The organism is Comamonas sp. C11 (genome assembly GCF_024496285.1).
GTDB classification, from domain to species: Bacteria; Pseudomonadota; Gammaproteobacteria; order Burkholderiales; family Burkholderiaceae_C; genus Comamonas; species Comamonas testosteroni_F.
In genome coordinates, this window is record NZ_CP101743.1 from 1,439,794 (window position 1) to 1,461,246 (window position 21,453).

The 21,453-nt window shown below is 62.8% G+C and carries 20 protein-coding genes; 4 read left to right on the forward strand and 16 right to left on the reverse strand.

What is annotated here, in order from left to right:
- Window positions 1-129 precede the first annotated feature (129 nt).
- From NOX35_RS06625 to NOX35_RS06645, 5 genes are all read right to left on the reverse strand, one after another.
- A complete protein-coding gene (locus tag NOX35_RS06625; RefSeq protein ID WP_182286086.1) occupies window positions 130-843 on the reverse strand; it encodes an ABC transporter ATP-binding protein in 714 nt (237 codons plus the stop codon).
- Complete coding sequence (locus tag NOX35_RS06630; RefSeq protein WP_256496173.1) at window positions 836-1,606, reverse strand: ABC transporter ATP-binding protein; 771 nt, start codon at window positions 1,604-1,606, stop codon at window positions 836-838. The genes NOX35_RS06625 and NOX35_RS06630 overlap by 8 nt, the downstream gene beginning before the upstream one ends.
- Window positions 1,603-2,550 (reverse strand): branched-chain amino acid ABC transporter permease, encoded by a 948-nt coding sequence (locus tag NOX35_RS06635; RefSeq protein WP_256496175.1) that lies wholly within the window; start codon window positions 2,548-2,550, stop codon window positions 1,603-1,605. Before NOX35_RS06635 ends, NOX35_RS06630 begins: the two co-directional genes overlap by 4 nt.
- Window positions 2,547-3,422, reverse strand: a complete 876-nt coding sequence (locus NOX35_RS06640; RefSeq protein ID WP_182286089.1) for a branched-chain amino acid ABC transporter permease — start codon at window positions 3,420-3,422, stop codon at window positions 2,547-2,549. Before NOX35_RS06640 ends, NOX35_RS06635 begins: the two co-directional genes overlap by 4 nt.
- A 254-nt stretch (window positions 3,423-3,676) precedes the next feature.
- Window positions 3,677-4,900: an amino acid ABC transporter substrate-binding protein gene (locus tag NOX35_RS06645; protein ID WP_256496176.1), complete on the reverse strand. Its 1,224-nt coding sequence runs from the start codon at window positions 4,898-4,900 to the stop codon at window positions 3,677-3,679.
- 214 nt (window positions 4,901-5,114) lie between these two features.
- Here NOX35_RS06645 and NOX35_RS06650 point away from each other — a divergent pair, with 214 nt between their 5' ends.
- Window positions 5,115-6,095 carry an AraC family transcriptional regulator gene (locus tag NOX35_RS06650; RefSeq protein WP_224650042.1) on the forward strand — a complete coding sequence of 327 codons (981 nt, stop codon included), beginning with the start codon at window positions 5,115-5,117 and terminating at the stop codon, window positions 6,093-6,095.
- A gap of 281 nt (window positions 6,096-6,376) precedes the next feature.
- On the opposite strand, the gene NOX35_RS06655 is transcribed toward NOX35_RS06650, so the two are convergent.
- The 4 genes from NOX35_RS06655 to NOX35_RS06670 form a co-directional block, all read right to left on the reverse strand.
- On the reverse strand, window positions 6,377-7,927 hold the full coding sequence (locus tag NOX35_RS06655) for an FAD-binding oxidoreductase (RefSeq protein ID WP_256496177.1): 1,551 nt from the start codon (window positions 7,925-7,927) through the stop codon (window positions 6,377-6,379).
- A gap of 19 nt (window positions 7,928-7,946) precedes the next feature.
- A complete protein-coding gene (locus tag NOX35_RS06660; protein ID WP_256496179.1) occupies window positions 7,947-8,459 on the reverse strand; it encodes a hypothetical protein in 513 nt (170 codons plus the stop codon).
- A gap of 13 nt (window positions 8,460-8,472) precedes the next feature.
- The gene (locus NOX35_RS06665; protein WP_256496180.1) at window positions 8,473-8,793 is read right to left on the reverse strand and encodes a cytochrome c; all 321 of its coding nucleotides are present in this window, start codon (window positions 8,791-8,793) and stop codon (window positions 8,473-8,475) included.
- A 177-nt stretch (window positions 8,794-8,970) separates the two neighbouring features.
- On the reverse strand, window positions 8,971-10,422 hold the full coding sequence (locus NOX35_RS06670; protein WP_182286095.1) for an aldehyde dehydrogenase: 1,452 nt from the start codon (window positions 10,420-10,422) through the stop codon (window positions 8,971-8,973).
- A 355-nt stretch (window positions 10,423-10,777) separates the two neighbouring features.
- Here NOX35_RS06670 and NOX35_RS06675 point away from each other — a divergent pair, with 355 nt between their 5' ends.
- The 3 genes from NOX35_RS06675 (at window position 10,778) to NOX35_RS06685 (ending at window position 13,571) form a co-directional block, all read left to right on the forward strand.
- Window positions 10,778-11,728 (forward strand): helix-turn-helix domain-containing protein, encoded by a 951-nt coding sequence (locus tag NOX35_RS06675; protein WP_182286096.1) that lies wholly within the window; start codon window positions 10,778-10,780, stop codon window positions 11,726-11,728.
- A 71-nt stretch (window positions 11,729-11,799) separates the two neighbouring features.
- Complete coding sequence (locus NOX35_RS06680; RefSeq protein WP_256496181.1) at window positions 11,800-12,924, forward strand: JmjC domain-containing protein; 1,125 nt, start codon at window positions 11,800-11,802, stop codon at window positions 12,922-12,924.
- Between the two features lie 377 nt (window positions 12,925-13,301).
- Entirely contained in the window at window positions 13,302-13,571 is a 270-nt protein-coding gene (locus NOX35_RS06685; protein WP_080750410.1) for a hypothetical protein, read from the forward strand.
- 272 nt (window positions 13,572-13,843) lie between these two features.
- On the opposite strand, the gene bamC is transcribed toward NOX35_RS06685, so the two are convergent.
- From bamC to NOX35_RS06720, 7 genes are all read right to left on the reverse strand, one after another.
- The gene (gene bamC / locus NOX35_RS06690; protein WP_182286098.1) at window positions 13,844-14,956 is read right to left on the reverse strand and encodes an outer membrane protein assembly factor BamC; all 1,113 of its coding nucleotides are present in this window, start codon (window positions 14,954-14,956) and stop codon (window positions 13,844-13,846) included.
- Window positions 14,957-15,019: 63 nt separating this feature from the next.
- Window positions 15,020-15,916 (reverse strand): 4-hydroxy-tetrahydrodipicolinate synthase, encoded by an 897-nt coding sequence (gene dapA / locus NOX35_RS06695; protein ID WP_256496184.1) that lies wholly within the window; start codon window positions 15,914-15,916, stop codon window positions 15,020-15,022.
- A 292-nt stretch (window positions 15,917-16,208) separates the two neighbouring features.
- On the reverse strand, window positions 16,209-18,347 hold the full coding sequence (locus NOX35_RS06700) for a hypothetical protein (protein WP_256496186.1): 2,139 nt from the start codon (window positions 18,345-18,347) through the stop codon (window positions 16,209-16,211).
- A 35-nt stretch (window positions 18,348-18,382) separates the two neighbouring features.
- Window positions 18,383-19,027, reverse strand: a complete 645-nt coding sequence (locus NOX35_RS06705; RefSeq protein WP_182286101.1) for a bifunctional 2-polyprenyl-6-hydroxyphenol methylase/3-demethylubiquinol 3-O-methyltransferase UbiG — start codon at window positions 19,025-19,027, stop codon at window positions 18,383-18,385.
- A 39-nt stretch (window positions 19,028-19,066) separates the two neighbouring features.
- A complete protein-coding gene (locus NOX35_RS06710) occupies window positions 19,067-19,879 on the reverse strand; it encodes an SDR family oxidoreductase (RefSeq protein ID WP_256496188.1) in 813 nt (270 codons plus the stop codon).
- Window positions 19,880-19,921: 42 nt separating this feature from the next.
- On the reverse strand, window positions 19,922-20,053 hold the full coding sequence (locus tag NOX35_RS06715; RefSeq protein ID WP_003057673.1) for a hypothetical protein: 132 nt from the start codon (window positions 20,051-20,053) through the stop codon (window positions 19,922-19,924).
- Between the two features lie 15 nt (window positions 20,054-20,068).
- Window positions 20,069-21,265: an MFS transporter gene (locus tag NOX35_RS06720; protein ID WP_256496891.1), complete on the reverse strand. Its 1,197-nt coding sequence runs from the start codon at window positions 21,263-21,265 to the stop codon at window positions 20,069-20,071.
- Window positions 21,266-21,453 lie beyond the last annotated feature (188 nt).

The window sequence follows — 21,453 nt, forward strand, 5'->3', positions numbered from 1 at the left end:
ATATCGTTGAAATTAGACGCGGCCCAGCACAGAGGTGTCGAGCAAGGGCCGCCCCGCAGCATGGGCTGCCCCAGCGATGGCACCGTCCCCCTCCGGGGGAAGCGGCGAAGCCGCTCAGGGGGAGTCATCTCAATGTTCGCCGCCCAAGTAGGCGCGTCTGACAGCAGCACTGCTGCTAAGTTCTGGTGCCGAGCCTTCGCCCACGATGCGCCCGGTTTCTAGCAAGTAACCACGGTCGGCAATGGCCAGGCTCTGGCGCGCGTTCTGCTCCACCAGCAGCACGCCCATGCCCAGCGTCTTGATGCGCGCCAGGGCTGCGAACAGCTCCTTGCACATGAGTGGAGACAGGCCCAGCGAAGGCTCGTCCAGCAGCAGGATATCGGGCTGGCTCATCAGTGCGCGGCCCACGGCCACCATCTGCTGCTCGCCGCCGCTCATGGTGCGCACGGCCTGGCCCAGACGATCGCGCAGCTTGGGGAAAAGGGCGAAGACCTGCTCCAGATTCCGGGCTTCATTGGCGCGTGCGCGCCGGGGCTGGGCACCCAGCAGCAGGTTTTCCTTGACGCTGAGATCGCCGAACACGCCGCGTCCCTCGGGCACCAGGGCCAGGCCGGCTTGCACGATGGCATGCGGCGGCAGCTGCATCAGCTCCTGGCCGGCCAGCTGCGCGCTGGCGCCGGCCTGCGGCGTGACCATGCCGCCCAGCGCCTTGAGCAGGCTGGACTTGCCGGCGCCGTTGGCGCCCAGCATGACGACCAATTCGCCGGGGTTCACCTGGAGGCTGACCTGGTGCAGCGCCTCATGCTTGCCGTAGCTCACCGAGATATTGCGCACTTCAAGCATGGCGGGCCTCCGCTGACCGGTCTTCATCTGCACTCACCTCTTCCCCCAGGTAGGCACGTACCACCTCGGGCTCCTTGAGCACCTGGGCCGTGGGGCCGTCGGCTATTTTCGTGCCCGCGTTCATCACCACGCAGCGGCTGCACAGCGCGTGCACGGCGTCCATCACATGTTCGACCATGAGAATCGTCAGCCCCGTGGCCTGCAGCTGCCGGATCAGTGCAATGCCCTGCTGCAGCTCGGTAGGGTTGAGTCCGGCCAGCCATTCGTCGAGCAGCAGGATCTGCGGCTCCAGCGCCAGCGCGCGGGCCAGCTCCAGGCGCTTCTGGTTGATATAGGTGAGCTCGCCTGCGGGAGTCTTCGCAAATTCGGCCAGACCCACCTGCTCCAGCAGTTGCAGGGCACGCGCGGCGGCCGGCTTGCCAAACAGAGGTCGGGGCTTGAAGGCCATGCCGGCAATGACGTTGTCGCTGCAGCTCATGGAGCCCAGCACCTTGACCAGCTGGAAGGTGCGCGCCACGCCCAGGCGGGCGATCTGGTGGCTTTTGAGCGGGTGGATGGGCTTGCCGTTGAATACGATCTCGCCGCTGTTGACGGGCAGGGCGCCCGAGATCAGATTCATGGCCGTGGTCTTGCCCGAGCCATTGGGGCCGAGCAGGCCCACGACCTCGCCTGGGTAGACGTCAAAGCTCAGTTCGTTGACGGCCACCAGGCCGCCGAAGCGCTTGGTGGCGCCGCGCACGGAAAGCAGGGTGGCGGTCTTCATGGCTGGTCTCCCTTGCTGACAGCATTCCTGCCCAGCAGCCTGGCCAGCACGCCAGACAGGCCCTGGGGAATGAAGTACACGATCACGATGAACACCAGTCCCAGCAGAATCGAGAAATGGTTGGGGAAATTGGCGCCCAGGTACTCGAACAGCAGCACCAGCGGCACGGCCCCCAGGATCGGGCCGAACAGCGCGCCGGCGCCGCCGAGCAAGGCCATGATCAGCGTCTGGAACGAGACGGCGGGAGCAAAGGCAATGCTGGGGTCGATATAGGTCCAGCGCGGAGCCATGATGGCGCCCGTGACGGTGATGAACACGGCGCTGGCGGCGAACAGCAGCAGCTTGGCCGTGGTGGTGTTGATGCCCACATGGGTGGCCACGGTCTCGTCCTCGCCGATCACGCGCAGGGCCAGACCCAGGCGCGAGCGGTTGATGAGGGCGCGCAGCGCCAGCACCAGGGCCAGCATGGCCAGCAGCTGCCAGTAGATATCGAGCTGGGTGATCTCCACGAACACATAGCGGCCCAGATCCTTGGTGATGTTGACCTCCCACCAGGTGACGAGCTGCTTGACCAGCTCGGCCAGGCCGAAGCTGAAGATCACAAAGTACACGCCCGACAGCCGCAGCGTGGACAGCCCCACGATCAAGGCCATGACCAGGCCCACGCCGGCCGCGATGCCCAGCACGGCGGCCCAGGGCAGGGACTCGCCGAACACGGCGGTGACATAGGCGCCCATGCCGAAGAAGGCGACGGTGGCCAGCGAGATATAGCGCGTCGGTCCCGAGAACAGCGCCCAGGCCGTGGCCAGCACGCAGTACATCAGGATGCTGATCATGAGCGAGAGGTAGTACTCGTCCGTCAGCCAGCGTGGCAGCAGGGCCAGGCCCAGCAGGGCGGCGGCGCTGACGGCCCAGATCAGGATTTCCTTGCGATGCTGATTCATCGTGCGGCCCTCCCGAACAAGCCTGTGGGCCTGAACAGCAGCACCAGCAGGAACACCGCGTAATTGACGGCCAGCGTCAGGCCGGGGTCGACAAAGGAGGCGACCAGGGTTTCGGCAAAGCCCAGCAGCATGCCGGCGACCAGGCAACCCATGAGATTGCCCACGCCGCCCATGATGACGACGATCAGCGCCTTCATGGCAAACATGGTGCCCATGCCGGCCGAGAAGGGCAGAAACATGCTGACCAGCACGCCGCAGACCGCCACCAGTGCACCGCCCAGACCGTAGGCCAGTGCCGCCGTGCTGCGCACATTGATGCCGACCAGATGGGCGAACTGCGGTGCCACGGACACGGCGCGCACCACGGCGCCGGCGCGGGTGCGCGTCAGCAGCAGGTACAGACCGCCGCCCAGCACGATGGCAAAGCCCAGCACCAGCAGACGGTTGGCGGCGACCTTGCTGCCCAGGATCTCCACGGGTTCGGACAGATAGCTGTAGCTGTGATAGTCGCCGCCGAACATCACCAGCATGACGCCCTGCACGACGAACAGCATGCCGAAGGTGGCCAGAATCGAATCCACCTCCAGCGCCGGTCCACCCTTGGCGCGGCGCACCAGCGGGGTCAGCAGCAGCTGATAGATCAGCCACTGGATGGCAAAGCCCAGCGGCACCACCAGCAGCAACAGCAGCAGCGGCGAAACACCCCAGCTGCTCACCGCAAAAAAGGCCAGAAAGGCCGGTGCAATCAGAAACTCCCCATACGAGAGATTCATGATGCGCGCCACGCCATACTGCAGCGTCAGCCCCATGGCCACCAGGCCATAGAGCCCGCCCAGCATCGCGCCAGCGAGAAGGATGTCTATTAAATTCATAGCGTATACCGCTGGTGATTCATTGTTCTTGTTATGAAATCAATGCAAAGTTAAAGCGAGACATGCGTAACCAGCTCTTGTTTTGATAGTTCTTGCGTAGCTGGGCGAATGCTGGAATAGGCATGCCCCAGCAACGGGACAGCGAGGAAGGGCAGCCCCGCACCGAGGCTGTCGTCCCCCTCCCGCGAAGCGAGAGAGGGGGAAGCGGCGGGGCCGCCTAGGCGCAGCCGCTCAGGGGGAGTGCTTCAAGTTTTTCAGGGGGTGACTCGCGGAATCACCGCAGGTTTGACCCCCGCCCGGTTGGTTGGCGCAATTGCATTGAACTCGCCGTTCTGCCACTGGCCCACATGCCAGAGTTTGGTCAGCATCTGGCCTTCGAGCTTGACGGGGCCCAGCACGGTCTCGAAGCTGCCGCTCTTGAGCTCCTGGGTCACGGCGGCGCGGTCGATCTTGCCCACGCGCTCGATGGCCTGCTGCAGCATCTGCAGCGAGGTGTAGACGATGGGGCTGGCAAAGCGGTCCGACTCCTGCCCGGTCACTTCCTTGAAGCGCTTCAGATAGGCCAGCATCTGCGGGTTGCCGGCATCGATGCCGCCCGGCGCCATCACGCCTTCGGCCGCTGCGCCGAATTTGCCCTTGAATATGGGGAATTGCGTGCCCACGCCGGTGAACAGCACCTTGGGAGCCAGGCCCTGCGTCCTGGCCTGTTCGTTGATCAGCATGGTGTCGGGCGGGTAGGAGTAGGCCACGAAGGTATCGGCACCCTTGCCCTTGGCCTCGTTGATGATGGGCGTCATGTCCTGCGTGCCGATCGGATAGCTCTTGTCGTAGACCAGCTCGAAGCCATGCTGCTTGGCGGCCTTGCGCGTGGCATTGGCCAGCTCCACGCCAAAGCCGTCGGCGATGTTGATCATGGCGATCTTGTGGTTGATCTTGCCGTCCTTCTTGGCCTTTTCCAGCATGGCGACCAGGCCTTCGGCATATTCGCCGCCCGTGCCCAGGAAGAAGAAGGCATGCTTCCAGCGCTTGGCCAGATCGGGGGCCTTGTCGGTCACCGAGGTGGCGGCCAGCAGCGGGTATTTGTGCTTTTCGTAGGTCGGACCCACGGCCAGATTGGAGCCCGTGCCCCAGGGCGGCAGCACGAAGTCGACCTTGTCCTGGGTGATCAGGCGCTCGGTGGCGCGCACGGCCTCTTCGGTGCTGGAGCGGTCGTCGTATTCGATGACCTCGATGGGCACGCGCTTGTTGTAGGCCTTGAGCATGATGCCGCCGGCGTCGTTGATCTCCTTGACCCAGAGCTTGTAGTTGGGCGCCGTGGTCACGGAGGTTCCGCCCGCGTTGACGCCGGTCTTGGCAATTGCCCAGCCGATACGGATGGACTTGGGCGCTTCCTGGGCCAGGGCCTGGCCGCACAGACCCGCCAGGGCCGTGGCCGCGACCAGGCTTTTGAGAACAAAACGCTTGTCGGCGAATGTCATGCTTGTCTCCTTTTTATGGACGGGTGTCCGGGTTTTCGGCCATCGTAGGAAATCGCGGCGCAAGGGGCTTGTCTGTGCGTGCACTGCGTCTTGTCTGTGCATGCAAGTGTCTGTGGGTAAACACTGATTTCCCTGCGAGGCGCCGGTTTTGCCCGGACCCGGGTCCGGGTCGCTATGGATAATGAAGCATCCTGTTACTTCTTCAGGAGCCCAGATGCGGCCAGACATTCCTGCCTACCAAGTGACCGAGAAGATGACCGAGATGCAAGGTGCCCAAGCCGTGGGCGCCTGGCAGCACTGGATGTCAACGCTCTATGGACTGGAGAGCGATGTCTATGGCGATCAGCATTTCTCGGCGCGGCTGGGAACCTTGGAGCTGGGGCCGGTGGGCATGACCCGGATCGAGGCCAGCCGCCATCGCGTGCGGCGCACATCGGCCAGCATGGCGCGGCACAGCACGGACTTTCTCAAGATCGTGGCTCCCTGGCATGGCGAGGCCCGCGTCTGCCAGAACGGGCGCGAAGCCGTGGCGCGCAGCGGCCAGTGGCTGATCTATGACACCACGCAGGAGTACGAGGTGCTCAACCCCGAGTGGTGCGAGCATCTGATCATCACCCTGCCCAAAAGCCGCTTCGAAGACCATGGTCGCGCCATCGACGCGCTCATGGGGCGCTATGTGGGCGGCAGCGAAGGCGTGTCCCGCATTGCGCTGGACATGATGCGCGGCACTTTTGCCGAATGTCGGGCCATGGGCCAGGGTCTGGCCCAGCATGTGACGGATTCGCTGCTGCAGCTGATCCAGCTGTCCCTGCTCGATGCCTGCGGCCGTGCGGCCTCCCTGAGCGCCAGCGAGCTGCTGCTGGGCCGCATCAAGGCCTATGTGCGCCAGCATCTGCGCGATCCGGCCCTGAGCGTCGATGCCGTGGCCGCAGCGCTCAACTGCAGCAAGCGTCATCTCTACAACGCCTTTGCCGATGAGAGCCTGTCCATCAGCCAGCATATCTGGGCCGAGCGCGTGGCCCTGTTCCAGCGCGAACTGCTCAGTCCTGCCAATCGCCACTGCACCCTGACCGAGCTGGCGCTGGCCAGCGGCTTTGCCAGCGGCGCGCATCTGAGCCGCCTGTTCAAGCAGCACACGGGGCAGACGCCGGCGCAGTTCAGGGCAGGCGTGCAGTCTTCGAGTCTGCTGAACTAGGCATTAAATTGGCCTTAAACCCAATCCAGAAAATCGCAAACAGCTATTGATAAAATAGCAAACAAGAAGCAAGCAAGAAAAAGAAAGCCACCTGGCGTTTTCAAATCAGGTGGCTTTAAAAATTTGAGGCTAGGGCGCAGCAATTGAACAGGCATGCCCCATCAAAGGACAGCAAGCAAGTCCTAGGCGGCCCCGCCGCCGCGCAGCAAAGCGGTCGTCCCCCTCCCGCATTGCGAAGCAAAGCGAGAGAGGGGGAAGGCGCAAAGCGCCTCAGGGGGAGATCAAATGTTTATTCCGCACTTGCCCGGAGCCAGAATCCCATTGGGGTCCAGAGCACGCTTGATCTTGCGCTCGATATCGCGCTTGACCGGACCGTAGCTCTGCGCCACGCGCTCCTGGAAGGCCGTGTTCACGCGGTACACGGCATAGCCTTCCTTTTCGAACTCGTCCAGCAGCTCGGCAAAGCAGGCATTGGCACGCTTGGTTTCCTCTTCGTTGCTGCGGTCGTAGAGCACATCGATGACATGGTGCATATCGCGCCAGCCGACGATGAACTCGCCCACATAGTCCAGGCCATGCTTGTTGAGGATCTTCTTGGCCAGCGACTTCTGCTTGTCGCACTCGCTGCCGCGCGCCTGCGACACAGGGGCAAACCACATCGAGCCGCCACCCCCGCGCCAGTTGTAGAGGCCGAATTCCTGCAGGTTGGGCACGCCCGACATGAGCTGGGCACGGTACTTGAAGGGCTGGGTGTCGCCAGCCATCTCCTCGGTGATCAAGCGGCCCTTGCCCAGCTTCTTGAGCGCGTCCTGCACGATCTTGAAGTTGACGTCGACCTGCTCCCTGGTGCCGTACAGCGCCGCGTAGACATTCCAGGCGCCCAGATGCTTGTCCTTCTGGATCTGCTTGAGGATGGCGTCGGGCGTGTGGCCGGGCTCGGTCGTGTAGTCCGAGCGGCGGGTATTGCATGTCGAGGCTTCCCACAGCACGCCGGCAATCACCACCGAATTGGGGATGACCTGGGCGATGCGCAGGGGACGGATGAATTCCACGATCTCGGAAATATCGCTGTCTTCGTCGAACTGGATTTCCAGTGGCTTGAAGACCGGGGGCTTGGGCATCAGCCAGAAACCCATCTTGGTGCAGATGCCGTAGTTGGACTGGGTGAACATGCCGTCCAGCGTCGGGCCGTAGCCCCATTTGAATACCTGCCAGGCCTTGTCGCCCTTGACGCCTCCCATGCCGGTGCGCAGCACATCGCCGTTGGCCATCACCACTTCCATGCCGCACTGCATCATGAAGTGTTCGCCATAGGGGGTGTAGCCCACGCCGCGGTCCATGGTGTTGCCCAGAGGACCGGCAATGGCCGAAGGTGCCGAGAACGACAGCATCAAGGGAATCTTGTTCTCTTCGAGGTAGTCGTAGAGCATCTGGTAAGTCACGCCGGGCTCGACCAGGGCCGTGCACAGTTCGGGGTCCACGTGGATGATCTTGTTCATCTTGCGCAGATCCAGCACCACCTGGCCGCGCTGGCCCGGTGCGGCCGAGCCGTAGCCGAAGTTGCGGCCGGTGGAGATGGTCCACACAGGCACCTTGTGCGCGTTGCAGATCTTGACGACCTCTTGCACCTGCTCCACGGTGGCGGCAGTCACCACGGCGGAAGGCGTGTGCTCTTCGGTGGGCACAGCCATCATCACCTTGGTGTAGGGACGAACCAGCTCGTCCTTGATCATCACATTGTCTTCGCCCAGGACTTTCTTGAATTGGGCGATGGCCGCATCGAAGCTGCTCTCGCTCATGCCCTTGGGCAGGGCCATGTATTTGCTTGTCATGCTCTGCTTTCCTTGTTTCTTAGATTACGCAGCTAAAGGACACGCAGGCTTGCTTGCCTGCTGCTGCCGTGGTGTTCATGACTTGACCGGACGCCAGCGACCGACCCAGTGCCTGGGCCCAGTCGGCGGCAGCGCCGTCCACGCGATGGTGTTCCACGGCCAGCACGCGGCCACCGCTGGAGCGAACCAGGTCCAGCACCAACGTGGCCGAGGCGTCATCAAGCAGACCCACCAGCAGGGTTTCATGGCTGTCGGTCAGCAGCTCGCCCAATTGGTTGAATGCGGCGCTGTCCAGACCTTGAAGGCCGGTGTGCACCACGTTGCGGGAGGTGCTCTGAACACCGGCCGCAAAGGCCTTGTCCAGCGCGCTGGCGTGCATGGAGGAGGTCACGGCCAGCACCTCGGCAGAGCGTGTGGCTGCGCTGGCGGTGCGGCCTGCAGCGGAGGTGGCAGCCTGTGCCCAGCCTATGCCGGAGACAGCCAGACCTGCAGCGGTCAGACCTTTGAGAAGGGAGCGACGATCGGTTTGCATTGCATCGTCCTCCTTATTTCCTGGCTGGCTCGGCTGCCTTGGGGGCCTCTGTCTTGGACAGGTAGTTTGCCAAGTCTTCCAGCGTGGCGTCGTCGATATCGGTCACGCGAAAAGACGGCATGGCGTTCATGCCGTTGCGCGCAATGATCACGTAGGTCGCGGGCGGAAAGCCGCGTCCCTTGATGACGGGGCCTATGCCGGCTTCATGGCATTTGGCACAGGTCTTTTCGTAGAAGCGCTGGCCGGGGCCAGTGCCGTGAGAGTCCGCAGCCGAGGCGGCGAGGCTGAGGCCAGACAGCAGGGCTGCCAGGGCCAGTCGGGAGGCATGTTTCAACGTGGGTCTCCGGTGGTTCTGTGGGGCGGCAGACACAAGGCGCAGGTTGGGGTTCGCGCCTTGCCCATGCGGGCGGCTGCACCTGAGGTCTTTGCCTCATGGCCCAGTGCCCGCGATGGAGGTTTCAAGCGAAGACAGCAGTCAGGCCAGCCGGTTATGGCTGCTGTCCTGGGCGCTTTAGAAGGGGTAGTGACGTGCGGTGGTCTGCATGGTGATCCAGCGGGTGTCGGTGAAGGCATCGATGCCGGCCTGGCCGCCAAAGTGACCGTAGCCCGAGTTCTTCACGCCGCCGAAAGGCATCTGTGCTTCGTCGTGCACGGTGGGGCCGTTGACATGGCAGATGCCCGCCTCGATGCGGCCGGCCACGCGCCAGCCACGGGCCGTGTCCCTGGTGTAGACGGCGGAAGACAGGCCGAACTCGTTGTCGTTGGCCATGGCGATGGCCTGCTCTTCGCCACGCACGCGCACGATGGCTTTCACCGGGGCAAAGGTCTCTTCACGGAAGATTCGCATCTCGGGAGTCACTCCGTCTATCAGCGTGGCGGCCATGAGGGTGTCGCTGGCCTTGCCGCCGCAAAGAATCCTGGCGCCCTTGCCCACGGCGTCGTCGATGAGTTCGTTGACGCGGTGCACGGTGTTCATGTCCACGACGGAGCCCAGCACCACAGGGCCTTTGCGGGGATCGCCCAGAGGCAGGGTTGTGGCGCGGGCCACCAGTTTTCCGATGAACTCCTCGGCCACGGCCTCGTCCACGATGATGCGTTCGGTGGACATGCATATCTGGCCCGAGTTGGCGAAGGCGCCAAAGGTGCAGCCAGCCACTGCGGAGTCGATGTCGGCATCGTCCAGGACCAGGAATGGGGCCTTGCCGCCCAGCTCCAGGATGACGGGCTTGAGGTATTTGGCACAGGTCTGGCCGATGATGCGACCTACGCGCGTGGAGCCGGTGAAGTTCACGCGGCGCACGGCGGGGTGGGCCACCATGGCTTCGACCACTGCACCGGCGTCTTCGGGCGCATTGGTCACAAAGTTCACCACGCCGGGCGGCAAGCCGCCTTCCTGCAGCGCTTCGATGATCAGGCCGTGGGTGGCGGGACACAGTTCCGAGCCCTTGAGGATCACGGTATTGCCGCAGGCCAGGGGCGTGGCAATGGCGCGCACGGCCAAAATGATGGGGGCATTCCAGGGGGCGATGCCCAGCACCACGCCGGCAGGCTGGCGCACGGCCATGGCCATGCTGCCGGGAATGTCCGAAGGAATCAGCTGGCCGTTGATCTGGGTGGTCAGCGATGCGGCTTCGAGAAACATATTGGCCGCCAGATGCACATTGAAGCCGGCCCAGATGCCGGAGGCACCGGTTTCTGCTGCCATGGCTGCGGCAAAGGCCTCGGCCTTTGCTTCCAGGGCCTGGGAGGCCTTCATCAGCATCAACCGGCGCTGCGTGGGGCCCAGGGCTGCCCAGGCAGGGAAGGCCGCCTGAGCGGCTTCCACGGCACGCACGGCGTCGGCTGTCGTGGCGGCCGGGGCGCGCGTGGCGACCGATCCGTCCAGAGGGTTTCTGCGCTCGAAAGTGGCGCCATTGCTGGCCTGTGCGGTCTGACCGCCGATGAGCATGCTTTGTTCAATCATCTTCGCTTCCTTCACTACCAAGGGCGCGTGACCGCGGTCACTGCTTGTTGCTGCAAGTTGAAAAAGTGGGAGCTGGTGTCGTTGCACAAGGCTTGTGTCACCGGGCTTGTCTCCACCTTTTGTGGTGTTTCGCCTGACACTGGCGTGTGTGAGATCGTAGGAAAAGCCTTGGCAAGATGCTGTGCGCAATGTGCACAAACCGTTTGACGAATCGTGCACGAGACCTAGGGTTTGCACTAGTTTGAATGCAGTGTGGGAGATTCTTTCCGGTCTGAGCACGAAAGTGCTCACTTACCGATAATTGTCGTACTTTGTCGGCACAGGCAGAGATAGATACAACGAGGAGTCAAGGCCCATGACCGCGCCCGTGGTACTGAGTACCGATGGTCTTCCCGAGAAGGAAACTGCACCAGCCTGGCAGGGCTGGATGGCGCAGCTGTTCTCGGGTCTCGATACGGATCTGTATGGCGACACCTGTTTTGACGGGCATCTGAGCGTGGCATATGCAGGCGATGTGATGCTCACCAAGCTGGACGCCGGGCGCCACCGCGTCATACGCGACAGCCACCGTCTGCGCGACAGCGAAGCGGCCTATCTCAAGATCGTGGCGCCCTGGAGCGGCCATGCCGAGGTGGAGCAGTACGGCAGCAAGGCCTGCGTGAGCAATGGCAGCTGGGCCATTTATGACACCTCGCAGCCCTATGTGGTGGCCAATCCCCAGCACACGGAGCATCTGATCATGATGGTGCCCAAACAGAGCATTGCCGAGCGAGGCCTGCGTCTGGAAAACCTCATGGGTCGATCGGTGGGGGGCAGCGCCGGCATTGCGCGCATTGCTCTGCAGACCATGCGCAGCACTTACCAGGAACTGGACAATATGACGGCACCGCTGGCACGCCGCGCCGGGGAGTTGCTGGTGGATATGGTGCATCTGTCCCTGCAGGCACTTGGCGGGCAGGCCACGGCGGTGACGCAAAAGCAGGCCCTGTACGACCGCATCTGCGAGCATGTGGCCAGCCATGTGCGCGACCCCGGGCTGTCTGTCGATCAGGTGGCCGAAGCACTCAATTGCAGCCGTCGGCATCTACACAACGCCTTTTCGGGGCGAGACCAGTCGCTGGGCGGCTTCATCCAGCAAAGCCGGCTGGAGCTTTGCATGCGGGAGCTGCATTCCCCGGCGCTCGCGCACCGCACCATTACAGAGATTGCCATGGGCTGCGGTTTTGGCAACAGCGCGCACTTCAGCCGTGCCTTCAAGGCCTATGCCGGCATGTCGCCGTCCGAGTTCAGAGCGCTTGGTCATTGATCTGTGCCGACCAGCGATATCGAGGCCTATAGGACAATGCAGTCCGTTGCTTAGAAAGCAGGACTGGATTCATGGACATCAATACGCCGCTCACCCTGCTGGGTGGACTTACCGCCTCTCAATTCATGCGCCGCCACTGGCACAAAAAGCCCTTGCTGGTGCGCCAGGCCATTCCCGGCTTCAAGGCCCCGATTCCGCGCGCCCGACTGCTGGCCATGGCGGGCGAGGATGGCGTGGAGTCGCGCCTGATCCAGCAGCTCGAAGGCGACAACTGGAAGCTCAGCCACGGCCCGCTGTCCCGTCGCAGCCTGCCTGCATTGACCAAGCCGGGCTGGACGGTGCTGGTGCAGGGCGTGGACATGCATGACGCCAAGGCGCATGAGTTGCTGCAGCAATTCCGCTTTGTGCCCGAGGCGCGCCTCGATGATCTGATGATCAGCTTTGCTACCGATCAGGGAGGCGTAGGTCCGCACTTCGACAGCTATGACGTGTTTCTGCTGCAGGCCCAGGGCAAGCGCCGCTGGCGCATCGGTCGTCAAAAAGACCTGTCTCTGCAGCAGGGCAAGCCACTGAAAATTCTCTCCAATTTCGAGCCCGAGCAAGAGTTCGTTCTGGAGCCCGGCGACATGCTGTATCTACCGCCCAAATGGGCGCATGACGGAGTGGCAGAGGGCGAATGCATGACGTATTCGATAGGCTTTCGCTCGCCCGATCGCAGCGAACTGGGCCGCGAGTTGCTGCTGCGCATGTCGGACGAGCCCGACGAGCCCGAAACTCCGGTCATCTATCGCGACCCCAAGCAGGAGGCCGTGAGCAACCCGGCGCTGATTCCAGAAGCCATGTATGACTTTGCCCGCGAGGCACTGAAGAAGGCCATGGCCGAGCCGCTGGCGCTGGAGCGCGCGCTGGGCGAGTACCTGAGCGACCCCAAGCCCAATGTCTGGTTCGAGCATGGCGATGAAAACGGCATGTTCGAGAGCGTGGTGCTGGATCGCCGCACGCGCATGATGTATGACGCCAAGCACATCTTCATCAATGGCGAAAGCTATCTGGCTGGCGGCCGCGATGCCACGCTGATGCGCAAGCTGGCTGACACCCGGGCGCTGTCGCGCAAGGATCTGGCAACTGCCAGCGATGACGCGCTGGAGTTGCTGTCGTCGTGGTTCGATGCGGGCTGGGTTCGCTCAGGCGACTGAAACAGGGTGGACTTGTAACAGCGATCGTGCTAACTTACGGGTTTGTCCTCTGTGGCTTCTGTCGATTTCGCAGGCTTTGTGTAGATTATGTAAATCTTCGTCAAAGCTCTGTCAGGGATTTGACAGGAAGAAATTTATGCTCCACAGTGTGACTCAAGGCAAGCGTGGGCTTGCCCGGTAAATGAGAACGCACCGATTTGTGCAGAATTGTTTAGTTGCTGTCAGTATCAGTCAGCAATGGGCAAAACTACCTATAATGCGGTCTGAGTCGAATTTATCGTTTGACCTGATCTGCCATAGCGATCAATAGCTGCAAAAGGCTGACCGTAATGGCAATCTGCATACCGTCTGCTGAACCTACCATTTAGGAAATCGTCATGAAGAACTCTCTGATTCTGGCTACCGTGATCGCTGCTGCTGCTCTGGCTGCTTGCGGCAAGAAGGAAGAAGCTCCTGCTGCTCCCGCTCCTGCTGTGGAAGCTCCTGCTGCTCCCGCTCCTGCTGCTGAAGCTCCTGCTGCCCCCGCCGCTGACGCACCTGCTGCTCCTGCCGCTGACGCTCCTGCTGCCCCCGCCGCTGACGCTCCTGCTGCTCCTGCCGCTGACGCTCCTGCTGCTCCCGCCGCTGAAGCTCCTGCTGCCAAGTAATTTGCTGCATCAGCCAGCTTGAGGCCCAGGCCTTGAGCGTAAAAAAAACCGCACTCAGGTGCGGTTTTTTTACGTCTGGGTTTTGCAGCGGATTTTCGAACTGCGGATGCTTGTCGACATACAAGGTCTGCACCTGTGTCGGCACTTGGTCTGATTCTCTCGGGCAAGCGCGCCATGTGCATTGCGGCCCTCAAGCCGAAGTTCGATTCGTTCGGGCATGAAAAAAGCCACCAGGGCCGAGCCAGGTGGCTTTTGAATGCGAGCAATGCTTATTACTTCAGATCATCGGTGATGATGCGCACGATGCGCTGGCCGTTGGCGCTGCTGTCCGGCTGGCCTTGCTCATTGAGCACGCTGACCTGGGTCTTGTTGCCATCGCCCTTGACCTGGATCTGGTACTTCTGAGGTGCGGCGGCTTCCTTGCCCTGGCTGAAGATCTTGCTGAAGAAGCCCTTGGACTCCTGCTTGGCATTGGGATCCACATAGCGCACATAGTAGAGGCCACGGCTGCGGTCGCGGTCTTCCACGGTGAAGCCGGTGCGGTCCAGTGCCACGCCAACGCGGCGCCATGCGCGCTCGAAGCCTTCTTCCAGCTGCAGTGTGGGCACGCCGTTGACGGTGTCCATGCGTGCGCTGGTCGAGGTGGTGGCTGCAGACCTGTCGGCCTTGGCAACGGCAGAGGCCTGCTCTTCGCTCACGCCCAGCTTGACCATGATGCGGCGCAGGAATTCGGTCTCCAGCTCGGGGTCGCGGGGACGCGGTTGCCAGATGGTGTTGTCCTTGCGCTCGCTGGTATAGACCTCCTGCATGCCACGGTGGGTGACATAGATGCGGGTCTTGCCATCGGGTTCGCGCTCCAGGCGGGTGCGGAACTTGTCGCGCTCGCTGGTGGAGTAGAGCGAGTCGAACACCTTGCCCAGGCTTTTGCGGATGATGTCCTGAGGCAGCTTGGCGCGGTTCTCGGCCCAGTCGGTCTCGAGAATACCCAGCTGGCGGTCTTCCATCGCATAGATGAAGCCGTTTTCCAGCCAGAAGTCGCGAGTGGGCTCCCAGAGCTTGTCGGCTGCACGATCAACCACGAGCCAATGCTCGGCACCGTCGCGCTCGATGCGGACGTCGCCAATCTTGTTGGTCGCAGTGTTGTTGTCGGCAGGCTTGGCGGCCTTGGCATTGGCCTGCATGGCAGCAGCGGATACCACGCCACCAGGGACGGTATAGCGCGAGTCTTGCGACAGTTGCGTCAGATCCGGAGGGACTTCAAGAGAGGGAGCTTGATTCTTGCCCGCGCTCTTGTAGTCGATCTTGGTCTCTTGGAACGTGGTCGTGCAGGCAGACAGGCCCAGCGCGATGCTGAGCAGGCTCAAACGTGCTGTTTGTTGTTTCACGCGGATTGTCCTTGGGTAGCGTTCAAGCTATGTGCGAAAAACCGCTAGCTTAGCGCAACTCGATCAGAGTACGCCAACTTTACGCAGAGCATCCTCAACAACTGCTTCGCATTGCTCGCTCAGCGGCGTCATGGGCAGACGCATGGCGGGGCCGCACAAACCCATGCGGGCTGCTGCCCATTTCACGGGAATGGGATTGGCTTCGACAAACAGGCTCTTGTGCAGGGGCATGAGCTTGAACTGGATTTCCATGGCGCGCTTGGTATCGCCGGCCATGGCGGCCTTGCACAGCTCGCTCATCAGGCGGGGAGCGACGTTGGCCGTCACGCTGATGTTGCCGTGGCCGCCGCACAGCATCAGTGCCACTGCGGTGGGGTCGTCACCGGAGTAGACGCCGAAGCCGGCAGGCACGTCGCGGATCAGCCATTGAGCACGCTCGATGTTGCCGGTGGCTTCCTTGATGCCGATGATGCCGGGGATTTGGGCCAGGCGAAGCACGGTGTCATGCTGCATGTCCGCAACCGAGCGACCGGGCACGTTGTACAGAATCACGGGCAGGTCGCCAGTGGCTTCTGCGATGGCCTTGAAGTGCTGGTACTGGCCTTCCTGTGTGGGCTTGTTGTAGTAGGGAACGACCTGCAGCTGGCTGTCGGCGCCCACCTTCTTGGCGTACTTGGCCAGCTCGATGGCTTCGTGCGTGCTGTTGGCGCCGCAGCCGGCCATGATGGAGACGCGGCCGGCGGCCTGTTCCACGGCGACACGAATGATTTCGCAATGCTCTTCGACATTCACTGTGGGCGATTCACCGGTAGTGCCGACCACACCGATGCAGCTGGTGCCTTCGGCCACATGCCAGTCGATGAGTTTGCGCAGCGACGGGTAGTCGACGCTACCGTCTTCGAGCATGGGCGTAATGAGGGCAACAATGCTGCCAGTGAGAGCAACGGAGGGTGATGTCATATCCGCAATCAGAAAACGGTAAAAATGAATTCTACAAACAGGGACAGGGTGCAAGCAGTGGTTTGCTGTCAACAGTGTCTAGCAAAACTCTGTTTTTGTCGAAGTGTTGTTGATAAATGACGAAATGACGAAATATTTAAAATTTGTGCGTCATATTGTTTGTTGAGGACGGGTCTGTTCTAGACAGCATGAAGGCCTTTGCACGGCTTTGCCGTTGCTGAAGATACTGCCGCAGGCTTTGCTTTCGCCCTCGGACCAGGCCGGCAAGCACTGCCGTGGCACGGTGCTGCCATCAGTTCGCGCTGTACTTCCAGGCGCTGATATGGGCCTGCGCCAGCCGCTCCATGAAGTCCTCGGCATCGGCCGCGCGCACCACGGTCACGCGCAGGCTGTCGTCATCGGTGGCCAGCTTGATCAGGGCCAGCTGGCGGCCGGCCAGATGTTCGGCCATGTTCTCCAGGCCCGATTCAACACCGTCAGCGGGCGTGTCCCATTGCCAGTCATCGGTGCCGGGCAGCCAGTGCGTGTTTGCAATGCCGTCGGCATCCTTCCAGTCAAAGCGGGCGAACTGACCGGCAACGGCCAGCAGATGCACCCAGTACAGGGTCAGCGCGTTTTCACCAGCGGGCAGATGCATGACATCGGGGTCACTCTCGTCATCTTCGTCCCGGCCCATGTCGTCAGGATCAGGTGCCGCCACGCAGTCGCGCCATTGCTGCAGCAGGTCTGCAGCCCGGCTTTCGTCGTTCAGGCAAAGAATGCGCGATATGTCCTGCATCCAGGCCGGATCTTCGGCTTCCATCAGTTCTGCGCGGGTCATGGTCGTGGCTTCGGGGGCGTCGCCCCCCAGGCCCTTGAACATGCCGCGCAGCGCATTGCGGTAGTCCTCCCAGGTTTCCCCGGTGCGGGTGATGCTGAAATCCCGGATGGAGAACAGGACCAGCTCGGCCTCAGCTCCCTCGCCCATAAAGGCGAGCAGTTCATTTTTCTTCGGGCTGCAGTTCAGCGGCGGGCACCAGATATCAGGGGCGGCCAGCAGCTTGCCTTTGGTGCCGAAGATGCGTGGCTCGCCTTTTTCGGTGATGGCCAGAAGCTTGCGGCCGGGAAATATCTTGGGGGGCGAGCTGCTGAAGCCGCGCTCTATGGTCTTGAACCGGCAGGGGATGATTTCCTGGCCGCGGATGTCAATCACGCCTTCGAGAATGCGCAACTCCTGCTCGCCCTGCTCGTTGACAAAGGGTTCCCGGACGCAGGCGACGGCCAGGTCTGTCTTGGTGCTGAAGTCGTTGATGTGCTCATAGCGGCCCGCATCAAACAGTGGGTGGCCGTCGGGCTTGAGCAGCAACTGGCACGAGTTGCTGTACGGGCCTTTTTCGGCACGGATGAATTCGTCCTGTTCCTTGTTGTAGTCGATGCTGCCGAGTCCTTCGTGCAGCAGCGCGAGGCCGGGCAGGCTGCGCAGGTCCTGCATGTTTTCCTGCCCCGGTGATCGGCAGGCCATCACCTGGGGCGTGACGGCATAGGCGTCGCGATAGCCCGCAGAGGGCGATACCAGCCAGATGCCGTTCAAATCCTTGATGCCGGACCTTGCGCCTTCGCCCGGCGTGGTCTCGGGATAGTGCACGCTCAGATGCTCGCCGGAGACAAAAGTCATGCTCGCGCCTTCCACGGGGCGCTGCAGCCAGCGGCCATAGGGCGTGACCATGCCCACAGGCCAGTGGTCGCGCTCGGCCTCGTTTTGCGGCTTCAGGCCTGTGCGCGGGTGCAGCCTGGGCATGACGTAATAGCTTTCGGTCGCTTCGTCCCAGGCGCCATGGTGGCGCAGTTCGTAGTGATCGGCCAGCCAGGAGGGCCAGTCTTCTTCGCTTTGCTGCTCGATGACCTTGGTGCGGGCAATGACCGAGCCGCTCCACCATCCCAGATGGGATTGCGGCGCCCGCTTCAAGGCCTGCAGGGATTCGGGCAGCTCGGCGCCGCTGCAGCTCCATTGCCGGCATAGCTCGCGCTGGGCCTGCAAAAAGGTCGTGAACTCCGCTTCGTCAAAGTCATGCGGACATAGCGTCGCGCAGTCCAGCAGCAGCCACTGGCGCGCGCTGGTGCGGATGACACGGTCAATCTCCTGCCATTGCCTGCTGACAGAGCCTGGCCAGTGTGCCGGCAGTGGTTCCATCACGCCCCTGAGCCATTGCCAGCGGGCCTGAACCTGTTCCATGGGCGCGGCCAGGGCCGCGAGGCTTTGCTTGTCCTGGTAGGCGCTGCAGGGGACCAGTTCGGGCAGATGCCGTGCATCGCCCAGCAGCACGCTGAACAGCAGCGGCGTGCTGCTGAACCATTCGGCCCAGCCGTCGCAACTGCCGCCGGGTTCTGCGGGCCACTCTGTATCAGGACTGGGGTGCTCGTCGTGGGCAAGCAGCAGGGCGTAGGCGGGCATGGCAGTCGGGTGCAGGTGGATGCAGAAGGAGGGCGTCAGGCTTGCAGCAGTGCTGCTGGTGCGGCAGTTGCGGCCGCGTCATCGGGCCGGATGGCGGCAATGCGCTGCACCACGCGCGTGGGCTGCTCAAGCAGGCCGTGTTCGTAGGCGACGACGTTCCAGCCGGCGCAGACCTGCAGCAGCTCGCCGGGAGCCAGCAGGAAGTCCGGGCGCGAGGGCTTGCCATAGGCCTCGTTGCCCTGGGCAAAGGTTTCGTAGAGCAGCACGCCGCCGGGCTTGACGCTGTCCAGAATCAGCGGCCACAGCGGACGCCACAGATAGTTGGTGATGACCACGCCGTCAAAGCTGCGGCCCGTCAGAGGCCAGGCGTTGTTTTCGATATCGGCGGTAATCGTCTCGGCGATATCCGCCACGGACCGGGTCGCCTCCGGTGCCTTGTCCACGCTGGTCAGAGTGTGGTTCAAGGCCGAGAAGAAACGCGTATGGCGACCCATGCCGCAGGCCAGGTCCAGCACCGAGCCCTGCGGGCGTACCAGATGGGCAAAGCGGGCAATCCAGGCGGAGGGCGCCTGCGCGCAGTGGCCGGCGGAAATCGCCGCAATGGTGGCGGGGGTGGGAGGCAGGGAGTTGCTTGTCATCTTGCGAAAACTATAGCAGTGCCCGCAGCCCAATCCTTGCATGTCCTGTGCGTCGCTGCGTCGGCAGCAGCTCGCGTCGGCTCAGTGCGGCTTCACATCGTCCTTGAGCGCGGCCAGGGCCATGTCTTCCACCATGCCCGGGGCGATCAGCTTGATGAAGCGACCCAGCTTGCCCTTGCCGGTCATCACCACCTCGCGCTGGCGGCGTCTCATGCCGTCCAGTATGAGGCGCGCGCATTCGGCCACCGTCATCGCGCCGTCTTCCCTGAGGCCGCTGACGCCTGCGGCCTCGCCTCTGGCGTTGTAGCCGTGGTAGCGGATGCGCGTATCCACCACGCCGGGGTAGGCGGTGGTCACGCTCACGCCGGCGGGCTTGAGTTCGATGCGCAGGGCTTCGAAGAAGCCGGCCATGGCGAACTTGCTGGCGCTATAGGCCGTGCGGCCCGGTACGCCGATCAGCCCGGCCAGCGAAGACACGGCGACGATGGAGCCGTGGCTGGCCTTGAGGTGCGGCAGCGCCGCATGGGTGCACCAGACGCTGCCCCAGAGGTTGATGCGCATCAGCCTCTCATACCAGCCCAGGTCTTGCGCGCTGACCTGTTCGAACAGCGCATGGGCCGAGACCCCGGCGTTGTTGATCAGGGCGTCCAGCCCGCCAAACTGCTGCACGGCGGCGTCGATCAGGGCACGGCACTGGGCCTCTTCGCTCACATCGGTGGGAACTTCCTGCACCTGCGCCCCCAGGGCCCGGCATTGCTCTGCCACGGCTTGCAGGTTGCCGGCGTTGCGCGCGGCCAGCGTCAGCTGCAGCCGGCTCTGATGGGTTTGTGCCAGCTGGAGGGCCATTTCGGCGCCTATGCCGTCCGAGGCTCCGGTGATGATGATGCGGGTCATGCTCTCTCCCGGCCATGCCGCCCGGGCGGCTTGCCCATGAGCTCAGAAGCAGGCCCAGACCTGGTCTGCCAGTGTGAGCATGAATTCCGGTTGCAGATACAGGGCAAACACCGCCAGCAGCAGCACGAGCACGGCACACCAGATGGAGATGCGTTGCCAGAGTTTGAGCTGCATGTGGTGTCTCCGGAATCAGGCGGCGCTGGGCGTGCCGCGCACAATGGCTGCCTCGCGCACGGGCAGGTTGACGATGGCGGCAAAAATGCCCAGGGCAATCGAGATATACCAGACCATATCGTAGTTGCCGTTGATATCGTAGAGATAGCCGCCCAGCCATACGCCCAGGAAGCTGCCGATCTGGTGGCTGAAGAAGACAAAGCCGCCCAGCATGGACAGATGCTGCACGCCGAAGATCTGGGCGATGGTGGCATTGGTCAGCGGCACGGTGGACAGCCACAGAAAGCCCATGGCGGCGCAGAAGGCATAGACCGACCAGGGCGACAGCGGGGCCAGCAAAAAGGCCACGGTGGCCACCGAGCGCAGGCCGTAGATGCCCGACAGCAGATAGCGCTTGGGCAGCTTCTGGCCCAGATTGCCGGCCAGATAGGTGCCGAAGATATTGAACAGGCCGACCAGGGCCAGCGAATAGCTGGCCACATGGGGCGCCATGCCGAAGTCCTTCAGATAGCTGGGCATGTGCACTCCGATGAACATGACCTGGAAGCCGCAGACAAAATAGCCCGCCATCAGCAGCAGAAAGCTGGGGTAGGTCCAGGCTTCCCTGAGCGCCTGGCCCACGGTCTGCTCGCGCTTGATGGGCGTGCTGCCGCCAAAGCCCGGCTCCCGCAGGCCAAAGGCCAGGGCGGCGATCAGCAGCGCGAACAGCGCCAGTATCAGCAAGGCATTGGACCAGCCGAACTGCGCGATCAGCTTGCCCTCCACGGGCACCATGAAGAACTGGCCGAACGAGCCTGCCGCAGCGGCCACGCCCATGGCCCAGCTGCGCCGCGCCACAGGAATCTGCCGGCCCAGCACGCCGTAGATCACGGCATAGGTGGTGCCGGCCTGGGCCGCGCCGATCAGCACGCCGGCGGTCAGCAAAAACACGGTGGCATCGGGAGACAGCGCCATGCCGGCCAGGCCCAGCGCATAGAGGATGGAGCCGCCGATCAGCACCTTGAAGGCGCCGATGCGGTCGGCCAGCATGCCGACGAAGATGCCCAGGATGCCCCAGGACAGGTTCTGCACGGCAATGGCCAGGGAAAAGTTCTCGCGCGTCCAGCCCATCTCCTGGGTGATGGGCTGCAGCCAGAGGCCGAAGCCGTGGCGTATGCCCATGGAGAGCGTGACGATGGCGCCACCGCACAGAAGAATCTGCGCCATGGACATGGGGGCTTGAGTTGTCTTTGTAGTCATGCCGTGTGTGCGAAAAAAGGCCTGGGGAGCGGTCAACTTGCCACTTTAACGAAACAAGCTGTTTTGCGCCTGCACAGGCCGTCACATGCGTGGCAGGCTGGCCTGCCAGAATGCGTGACCGGCAAGCTGCGGCGCGGGAGCTGGAGCCGGGCAGAAAAAAT